Source organism: Maribellus maritimus (assembly GCF_022267315.1).
Classification (GTDB): Bacteria; Bacteroidota; Bacteroidia; order Bacteroidales; family Prolixibacteraceae; genus Draconibacterium; species Draconibacterium maritimum.
Genome location: NZ_JAIKLE010000076.1, coordinates 1 through 8,803 on the forward strand (window position 1 = coordinate 1; position 8,803 = coordinate 8,803).

At 34.9% G+C, this 8,803-nt stretch carries 8 protein-coding genes; 3 read left to right on the forward strand and 5 right to left on the reverse strand.

Features of this window, described 5'->3' with window-relative positions:
- Positions 1–444 precede the first annotated feature (444 nt).
- From K5G00_RS28360 to K5G00_RS28370, 3 genes are all read right to left on the reverse strand, one after another.
- Entirely contained in the window at positions 445–2,013 is a 1,569-nt protein-coding gene (locus K5G00_RS28360; RefSeq protein ID WP_238769868.1) for an AAA family ATPase, read from the reverse strand.
- A 650-nt stretch (positions 2,014–2,663) separates the two neighbouring features.
- Positions 2,664–3,131, reverse strand: a complete 468-nt coding sequence (locus tag K5G00_RS28365) for a TerB family tellurite resistance protein (RefSeq protein WP_238769875.1) — start codon at positions 3,129–3,131, stop codon at positions 2,664–2,666.
- A 34-nt stretch (positions 3,132–3,165) separates the two neighbouring features.
- On the reverse strand, positions 3,166–3,480 hold the full coding sequence (locus tag K5G00_RS28370) for a TerB family tellurite resistance protein (RefSeq protein ID WP_238769869.1): 315 nt from the start codon (positions 3,478–3,480) through the stop codon (positions 3,166–3,168).
- A gap of 794 nt (positions 3,481–4,274) precedes the next feature.
- Between K5G00_RS28370 and K5G00_RS28375 the strand changes: the two genes are divergently transcribed.
- Genes K5G00_RS28375 through K5G00_RS28385 form a run of 3 tightly spaced genes read left to right on the forward strand, consistent with a single transcriptional unit; the run spans position 4,275 to position 6,507 of the window.
- Positions 4,275–4,808, forward strand: coding sequence for a hypothetical protein (locus K5G00_RS28375; RefSeq protein ID WP_238769870.1), 534 nt, complete (start codon positions 4,275–4,277; stop codon positions 4,806–4,808).
- 21 nt (positions 4,809–4,829) lie between these two features.
- On the forward strand, positions 4,830–5,108 hold the full coding sequence (locus tag K5G00_RS28380) for a hypothetical protein (protein WP_238769871.1): 279 nt from the start codon (positions 4,830–4,832) through the stop codon (positions 5,106–5,108).
- A 4-nt stretch (positions 5,109–5,112) separates the two neighbouring features.
- Positions 5,113–6,507, forward strand: coding sequence for a DUF4348 domain-containing protein (locus K5G00_RS28385; RefSeq protein ID WP_238769872.1), 1,395 nt, complete (start codon positions 5,113–5,115; stop codon positions 6,505–6,507).
- A gap of 189 nt (positions 6,508–6,696) precedes the next feature.
- Here the strand turns inward: K5G00_RS28385 and K5G00_RS28390 are convergent, their stop codons facing one another.
- Both K5G00_RS28390 and K5G00_RS28395 read right to left on the reverse strand, forming a co-directional pair.
- Positions 6,697–7,158 (reverse strand): JAB domain-containing protein, encoded by a 462-nt coding sequence (locus tag K5G00_RS28390; protein WP_238769873.1) that lies wholly within the window; start codon positions 7,156–7,158, stop codon positions 6,697–6,699.
- A 139-nt stretch (positions 7,159–7,297) separates the two neighbouring features.
- A complete protein-coding gene (locus tag K5G00_RS28395) occupies positions 7,298–8,581 on the reverse strand; it encodes a tyrosine-type recombinase/integrase (RefSeq protein ID WP_238769874.1) in 1,284 nt (427 codons plus the stop codon).
- Between the last annotated feature and the right edge of the window lie 222 nt (positions 8,582–8,803).

The following is an 8,803-nucleotide window of genomic DNA, read 5'->3' on the forward strand; positions in this document are numbered from 1 at the left end:
AAAGTTGTAAACTTGCACTCCGAAATCTGATATTTATAAAATAATATCATTCCGGGCCTATAGCTCAGTTGGTTAGAGCACCTGACTCATAATCAAGCCACCATTTTCAAATGCATGCTTCAAACGTATTGATATTCAACGGTTTATTTAAGATATTGCTTAAGGAAAAAATATTCTTACTAACATAAATACTAACATTCCATTTTTTAAGGTCAAAAGACTGGCGTTTTTCATAAAACAAAAGCCAAGTCCAATCGATTTATTTTTACTCGATGTTAATTTTAAATCGTAGTGAGGGGGATTTTATTGTAACTGTATCATTTGCTTTGGATGAGTTCAAGTTCCCAGTTCCCTCAAATATATAGAACCGGCTCTCTCAGGGTACAGGTAACCGGGAACCATAAAAAAGGGGAGCCTAATTTTAAAGCCCCCCAAAATATTTTATTAACATTCAACCTCAACGGCTGCATTTATTCTTTCCAGTATGAATCCTTTTTTGTTGTTTCCATTTCCAATCTTGTATGGTTTGTATACGAGATTATTGTTTTTTAACGCTTTTGATAACAATCGTGCCGGATAATCGACATTATAATCATTAAGCAGGATTTTAGCAATTTCTGCAACGTTAAAAATATAAGGTTCTCTTTCGTCTACACCAACGTCGTCTGGGAAGTCATCCAGTATGTCAAATGATTTGTTGAAGTTTTCTATAATTTCATCATACAAGTCAGAGTTCGCATTTTCAATCTCCTTTTTGCGAGCTTCTTCGGTCATTGTATGGGAATATTCAGAATCTGTTCCTACAACATCCAACGTTAACACACCTGAATCGTTGACATAACGTTTAAAAACCAAGACGTTGTCTTCTCCATATTCTACGCCGTCAATCCTTCCTTTCAACTGCTTCAGAATTAAATATTCATCGCCCTGGCTTGATTGTTTTAGTCCAATTACTTCATCCGCAAGGTTTGACCAGGCCTTTGCTCCCTGTAAATGTTCTTTTACCAGTAGTTGTTCCCGCGGTACTTTGGGAGTGTGTGCAAGCATCACGTTTGTTATTCGTGAGCCGTACTTCTGTTTTAATTTCGTAAACTTTCCCATGATTAAGCCCACTACGGAATTATCCTCTTTTTTTATTCCCAGTGCTGACAAGTTGTCGATGAATGTTACTATTTTATGACCGGGATTTCGTTCCAGGTAAGAATCAATGTGAATCAGAATTTGTTCGTGGTTAGAAGTTTTTGCAATATCTTCCTCAGAAACACCGTCATCAATAAATTCTTTACGCATCGTCTCGAAGTCATATCTTTTAAAATGGGGTAGCCGGTCTTTGATTGCTGCATCTGACAAACCAACAAAATCTTCTTCCGTTGCGAATCCAAATCTCTTGAGCGTAATTAATTCAGACATCTCAAAATCGTAGTATAATACAATGCGTGGTGTATGCGGTTCTTCAACTTCCAATCCAAATATGGACGCTTCTCCTTTAGCCAATTTATCTGCTAAAATCATACTAAGTAGAGTTTTTCCCACGCCATTGTCAGCAAACAGGATAGTGTTGGTTCCTTCAAACAACAGTTTTCCCAACAATTTCTTAGGTTTCTGGGCTAAGGCTTTTTTCAGGCTATCTGCTGTGAATAGGTCGCAAAAACGAGCTTCTGTATTTGCATTACCGATAATACTGCATAACATTTGTACAGCCTTATTTTTCGATGAATAAATCTCTTCCGATAGCATTGCACGCCGGATTTCCCCCTTCTGGATTAATTCCAGCAGAAAAACAATATTTTCCAAGTCTTTCTCTTGACGTTCTAAGTCGTCGCAGCTATCAACGAACTCTTCGTTTATCACATCTTTTACTTCCTCCACAGTTTTGAAAACATCTTGGTTTTCCAGATTAACTACTGATTCATAATATTCCTGTGGAATACAATTTGCAATGGCACATGCCTCTGCTTGACCAATTATCTCTTCTTCTGATAACTGGAACTTTTCGATAAATAATTTTATCATTTTTATAAATTTAAAAATAAATTTTTGTTTTATTTTTAATTTACATTAGTTTAATTTACGTTACAGATTCCTTTGCAGACTCCCCTGCTCCAAAACCTCAGAAACAATGTTTCAAACAACTTTCGTCCTCTTATAAGAAAATGACGTTGCGAAATTATATATTATTAAATTAATTCACTCCAAAAACATCAAAATTATAGCTATCATAATAAAAATTATTTAACAAAGCGAATTTGGGATATCTGAGATGCGTCCTGAATTTTAAATTTAAGTGTTAATTTAATGTTAACCAAGCTTTGGGGTGGTTCGTAAATCGTTTGTAATAATTGAACGTAACTAGATAAAAGCTGTTCTTCTGGAAGTAGCTTGGAATAAAAAAGTTCCCAGTTCCCTGTAACTTCTATGGAGACTTTTGGAACAAGGAACCGGGAACCAGAGGATGGGGAACTCAGTTTTGCTTCCTGATTCACCCTGTTATGAAATATTTTATCTCTTCATAAGCAAGCAGAAAAAAATGGGAGGCTTCTTAAATTGGTTCGGGGTAATCATTCTGTTAATTAAATATTAAGCATGCTGTTTGGGTATAAATAAAGCCCAGCGTTAACCGCTGAGCTTCATAGTTATAAGTTTTAACGACAAATTTCTTCAACCTATATTCCGATTCCGGTATCAATACCGAAGTCGTCACAGATGGCTTTATGTTTTCCAATAATCGAATTCACCCTTTCCAGGCTTATCCCAATTAAAGCGAATAGGCTGTCAAGTAGTGCATATTCCTCATTTAGTGCCTTCCCATCTACATGAACCATCATCAGGCATGTAATAACAAACCAGTCTTGTTGAGATTGGTCCATCATCTTAATTTCACATGCCGTTTCATTAGTATCAATATCATTCAATTTCAGGACATTGGTGTCACTTAGTTTATAGTTTAGAACTTCTGCTGTTTGCTCAATGAACAGTTTTTCATTCCTGTGAAATTCGCCGTCCATTAGGGCTATCATCCATAGGCTTTTAAGTACTGATATTTTCTGTCTTTGGGTAAACGTTCTTGAAAATTCGCCAAAGTGACTCTCTATTTTTCTGTTACGTCGTGCTTTTCTGATTGAATCAAACATATCCGAATATTTTGTTAAAAAATCTGAGTCCAATTTATATCCCAAGTACGTCAATCAGTTTTACAATAAACTCGGCCTCCATCTCGTCAATGATACCGTCAGCTTTGGCTACTATTCGAGCCAATGCAATAAGTTCAATCTTTTTTTCAGCAGACATACGCCCAATGATACGACCTGCTTCAATATTTTCCATTTCCATAGCCATTACAATTTCTGCACTTGAAGCATTTAGATGGACAGAGATAGTTGAAATTGTCATTGTTTCACGTTTATCGACATCATTGTCAATTGCTGATAAGATTAGCAAAATTTTAAGGATAGCCATCCTTTCTTCACTTGTATAATTCATATAAAATTTATTGTCCTTCCTCAACCAGCAGAAGGGGTTTAATATTTTTTAAGGCGTTGGACTGAACTTACTTTTTTGCAGTACGAACAGCCCACGCCCAACGTAATACTCCCCCGGGTGCAATCAAATAACACTGGCGGTTTCCTGATTCGGGTAAGCAACGTTTTTATTTTCCGTAATTCTTAGCGAGTGTTTTTTATCATGTTGTTTTAGGGTCAATGGAACGGAATTGAATTTTTATTTTTATGGGGTACCGGCTCGACGCGCTGAAAATTCGTTTTCCCAACAGATAGAAGAAGGGGGGCTGATTGTGAGAGGAGGCCTGTTTAATGAACACTTCCAATTTTTGTGTAATTATGCTGGATTTTGATGTCATTTTGAGCTTATTACAGCGATATTTTCCGACCGGAGGACTAAAGTTTACTATTGTAAAGGTAAAAAGCAAAGAAGCCAGAACTCGCAGAAATGGTGCCCTACGACTCAAACAAACGATTTTATTCCTAAAGGCAATTTAATGTGATTCTCTTTGTGCTTGAAACTTACTGGTTGTAATTTGCGTTGATTTTGAGGTTAGATTACCTGTAGTTGCTAAATTTGAGTATTTTTATATCCAACAGTAAACAGTTACAAATGCTTGCAAACACATATTCGATTAATAACCATTTTTTTATCACGAGAGGAAAATTAAAGATGAATATACATCCTAGTTATAGCCAATGTTAAAATGATGCAAGTATCTACTAACGAAAAAAACTGAAACAAAATATTCTAAAAAAACCAATTTAAAATTCATTATGGAAAAGATTAATCAATTAGAGGGCGCTATTAGAGAATTTGATACAAAATATGTATTGGAAAAGAGCCCTAATATTAGTGTTTTAAATGACATAACAGAAAAACAAATTCATTTTCACAAGAGCAAATTACACTTGAATCTAGACAGAGATGAAAAACCTCTGGTTTTAGTAAATACAAAAAAAGGAGTTAGGCTTTATGGTTTTTCTGGGTTCGTTTTGACTAACAAGAAAATCCATTTCTCACTTACCAAAAGGTTCTACTTTGCAAGCTTTTTACCGTTAAGTGAAAAACCGAGAAAATTAAACTTGGAATCAATTGACTCATTTCAAATAGGTGAACATGACTCATGTTTTGGTTCAACCTACGTTGGACACGATTTAGTAATAAATGAAAAAACATTAGGATTAGTTCGATTAGGATTTGGGCTTATGTACGACGAAGAAGCATTGGTCTATATAAATGAATTATCAAAATTTCTTTTTGAAAACGGATTTCTGAAATCTACTCCCAAGGAATACAGGTGGCAATAATTCAACATAAAAAACGTAAAAATGGAATTTGGTGAATTATCTAAGAAATTAGAAGACAGAGATTTTAAATTTCAGAGTCTTGATTATTTGTATCTCCATTGTAATGATTCATATCCATTACAGAAAGAAATGGATTTTGATAATTTATACTTTGTTATCGAATCTAAAGGATTAATTGTAAAAGTAATCGGCGTATTAAGCGGCTTTGAGAAAGAACTCAACTTTGCTGATAAAAACGATAATTGGTGGTTCTTGAGATTACCCGAACAAATTTTAAATAAACTTTACTCAAAAAAATAAAACTATGAAAAATCCTCTTTTAATAACAATTATGATTTTTTGCATTTCGCTACTAATGAGTTGCGATAATATAGATTCCAAATACTCTAAAATGATTATTGGGGAATATTATTCCATTGAATACATTGAAGACCTTGACATAGATGAAGATATCCCAGTGTCCATGACAATAGAAAGTGAAGAAGAATTCTTTCAAAATGGAACTTCAATCGACCATGGTACACTTAAATTCTCAATATTCAATCCAGAAGGAAGTGACATAATAATTATATACGACTTAAAACCTAGTACAAGTAAATGGGAAATTAAAAATTCAATGTTATCCTATACTTTCGATAATGTCGACATACCTTTGGAATTCAAATATACTAATGCTAGTAACTATACAGAAAAAGAAGCTGTTAAATATTTTAGAGAGTTTATCGAAAATGACTTGACAGATATGCTTAAACAATTTTTGATTGAAGAAGGAGAAAAACCATGCAAAATTGTTGAGCTAAACGAAAAAAGACTGGTAACTGAAGATAGTGATGGAGAACAAACAATTCAGAAAAGAATAACTAACTCAAATGACAGCGACAATAAAACTACTTCAGAAATAAACAGTGGCGATGTTTATGATATTGGAACTAAAATAGCAAAAGGTGTAGGAACAAGCATTGTTGCAGGATTAGCATTAGTTGACGCTGAATTAACTTATGATATTGAAACATCAAATGACAAATTTTCTGCCGAAGGATACACATGGTCCATTATTGATGTTGCAATTCCTGTTGAAAGTGAAAAACTGAGCAATCCAAAAATAACTTTTGTCTTGTTCTTAGAACTGGAAAAGTCACAAGGAATTGTTGTTGGTACAGTTAAAAATATAAAAGCAGATGGTTCTTCCGAACCTTCTCTTGAAATTATGAATAACACAATGTACATTGAAACAGAAGAAGGGACTGAACAAGTCCAAATGGTTGATGGGGAGTTATATTTTGTTGACAGGAATGGCATAGAAAATGCAAATTCTACGGGTTCTTCTGCAACACATGATAATAATATTTCTATTGAAAATTTCCCATCAGACTTTATTGAGTTTATAAACAAATTCTCTTCAAATTCATCATTCCAACTTAATCATATTAAATTTCCATTATCGAATTTCGGACTTGATAAACCAGCACCGTCAAAGGATGAATGGAAATTTATAAGTAACAATGAAATCTTTGAAGGTACTAGGAAAACCCAAGACAACAATGAAGTTGTTGGGCGATTTGAGAAAGAAGAAAATAATAAAATCAGTTATAGTTTAGGATATCCAGAATCAGATAATATTTATTACATGATTTTTGAAAAGTCGAATCAAGATTGGTATTTAGTTGAATATCTAGATGAAAACATGAATGATTTTTAAACCAGAACAAGAAAAAACACAGGCTATGACAAGGTACATATTGCAGGGCGGGGTTCGGTGGTACGCCAACTGCACAGGTTAAAGTTCCCCGTACCTTGTTCCCCAGAGGTCTGGTATATTTTGACTTAAAAGTGCAACTCGCCAGTCAAGTAGTCTTAAGATAAATTGACTAATGAACTGCACTCCTAGCTATAAATACCCATCGTCTGCAAATGAAGTATAACCTTCCGGCAAAAGAATAACGTGGTCGAGCAACAGGATATCCAAAAGTTCACCGGCCTCTTTAATTTTCTTTGTGATTTTAATGTCTGCATCTGACGGCGTTCCTGTTCCAGAAGGATGGTTATGAGCAACAATTACTCCACTGGCGTTTGCTTTCAATGCTGCTGAATAAATTGATTTAACATCTACAACGGTACCGGCTACACCACCCTCGGAGATGAGCAGCGTTCCAAGTATTTTATTGGCTCGGTTCAGAAACATAGCGTAAAAGCACTCTTTCAACTCCAATGGTTGTCTCCATACGGAACGAAAAACTTCGGCTGCGTCTTTTGAACAAGCGATTTTTACACGGTCAGCTGCTTTAATTTTTGTGCTGTACTGTACCCTGATTTCAGCGATTTTAAGGGACTTTAAATTTTTAGTAAACATAATTATTGGTTTGTGGTGAAGGCCGCAAGAAAAGGCTGCAAACACCGGATAAAACGATTCATATATCCCAATATCGCTTGAGTTTTGTAATGATGTTGTGATTGAAAAAAAGCCGTCCAAGAAAAGGACGACTTATGAATTATAAATCAATTAATTTCAAGGTATTCTCCTGTCTGGCTTCGCTTTCAAAACTATCCAGATAACTTTCGGTTGTTTTGATATTGCTGTGCCCCATTGCTTCGGAAATATATGCAATATTGGTTCCCGAACGTTTTAATACAGTGGCGAATGAATGTCGGGCAGTGTATGTCGTTACATGGGTTGTAATTCCCGCTTTAAGAACCGTTTTTTTCATCGATTTATTTAGCAACTTTGTAAATGATTTTATTTTCTCACGTTGCTTTTTACTTGTTTCTGTGCCGTCGAGAATTGGGAAGACAAAAGTGTTTGGATTAATGTATTTGTTTCCCCAGCGGTTGATGATTGCCCTATTTTGGTCAATTAGCGTGATAACGATTGGTTTTGCTGTCCTGTTGGTATTGGCGGTCTTAGCTCTTATGAAATGTATGCTATCTCCTTGTATATGTTTGAACTGAAGTAAGCAAATATCTTTAATATTTATCCCATTTCCAAGGTATGAAAACAACCAAAAATCCAAGTATCTTTGCTCTGGACTTCCAGGAGTGGGTTCGTAGTTGATTAATTTCTTTAATTCCTGAACCGATAGAGCTTTCTTTATATTTCGGGGTTGTGGCGGTTTATATAAGCCTTCTTTGGGATTCCCAAACGGATAATTTTCTAACCGAGCGTCACCATTGCGAATTGCATCGTTATACAGCTTTTTTATGGGGCGGCAGTAGATTCCAACAGTTGAAGGGGAACATCCTTCTTCCAGCATAATTGATTCGAATTGTTTGAGAAACTGAACCGTAATTTCTTCAAACTTTATCTTTGACTTACAACCATTTTTTATTTGGAGAAGTTTGTTTTTGGAACAGGAATAATTGTCGGCAGTTCCATATCGCTTTTCCTTGTTAAGTTCTTCAATGTAATCTTCGAAGTAGGAGATTAGGTCATTTGTAATTCTTTTTGTCTTGAATTTGGATTCAAACGCTTGGAAAGAAAATTCATCAATTGATGCAATGATATCATATGCCTTCTTTAATTGTTGAAATACAAGTTTTTTAATTGTTCGCAGTTCTGGATTTGGTCGTGGTTTACACATTTTCATGTAGTCTTCCTCTGTCAGGTTGAATCCCGTGGAATAGTACTTTGGGAATCGTAAGTGAACAATTCTTAACTTTATTGACGAGGTGTGGTCTTTTCGTTTTCTTGCAGTGTCGAGAAAAGCAACCAAAGAAACTTTCTTCGACTTTAAAACGAACTCATCCTGCTCCGGATGAATTAACTTCATTAATTTCATAAAAATTGGGATTTTAAAAAGTACTAACAAAAGCACTAACATTTTCTACGTAGTGCCCATTAAATGCTAGTTTGAAGAAGTTTGAGAAAATAAGTGGTCAACTATTTTTTTTCACCAAAAACGAGTATTTGTTTGTGTATTTTCACGCAAAGTTGTAAACTTGCACTCCGAAATCTGATATTTATAAAATAATATCATTCCGGGCCTATAGCTCAGTTGGTT

Coding starts and splice junctions, on each gene's coding strand:
- K5G00_RS28380 (WP_238769871.1), top strand. CDS start 4,830: ATGGAATTTGGTGAATTATCTAAGAAATTAGAAGACAGAGATTTTAAA.
- K5G00_RS28375 (WP_238769870.1), top strand. CDS start 4,275: ATGGAAAAGATTAATCAATTAGAGGGCGCTATTAGAGAATTTGATACA.
- K5G00_RS28385 (WP_238769872.1), top strand. CDS start 5,113: ATGAAAAATCCTCTTTTAATAACAATTATGATTTTTTGCATTTCGCTA.
- K5G00_RS28370 (WP_238769869.1), bottom strand. CDS start 3,480: ATGAATTATACAAGTGAAGAAAGGATGGCTATCCTTAAAATTTTGCTA.
- K5G00_RS28365 (WP_238769875.1), bottom strand. CDS start 3,131: ATGTTTGATTCAATCAGAAAAGCACGACGTAACAGAAAAATAGAGAGT.
- K5G00_RS28395 (WP_238769874.1), bottom strand. CDS start 8,581: ATGAAATTAATGAAGTTAATTCATCCGGAGCAGGATGAGTTCGTTTTA.
- K5G00_RS28360 (WP_238769868.1), bottom strand. CDS start 2,013: ATGATAAAATTATTTATCGAAAAGTTCCAGTTATCAGAAGAAGAGATA.
- K5G00_RS28390 (WP_238769873.1), bottom strand. CDS start 7,158: ATGTTTACTAAAAATTTAAAGTCCCTTAAAATCGCTGAAATCAGGGTA.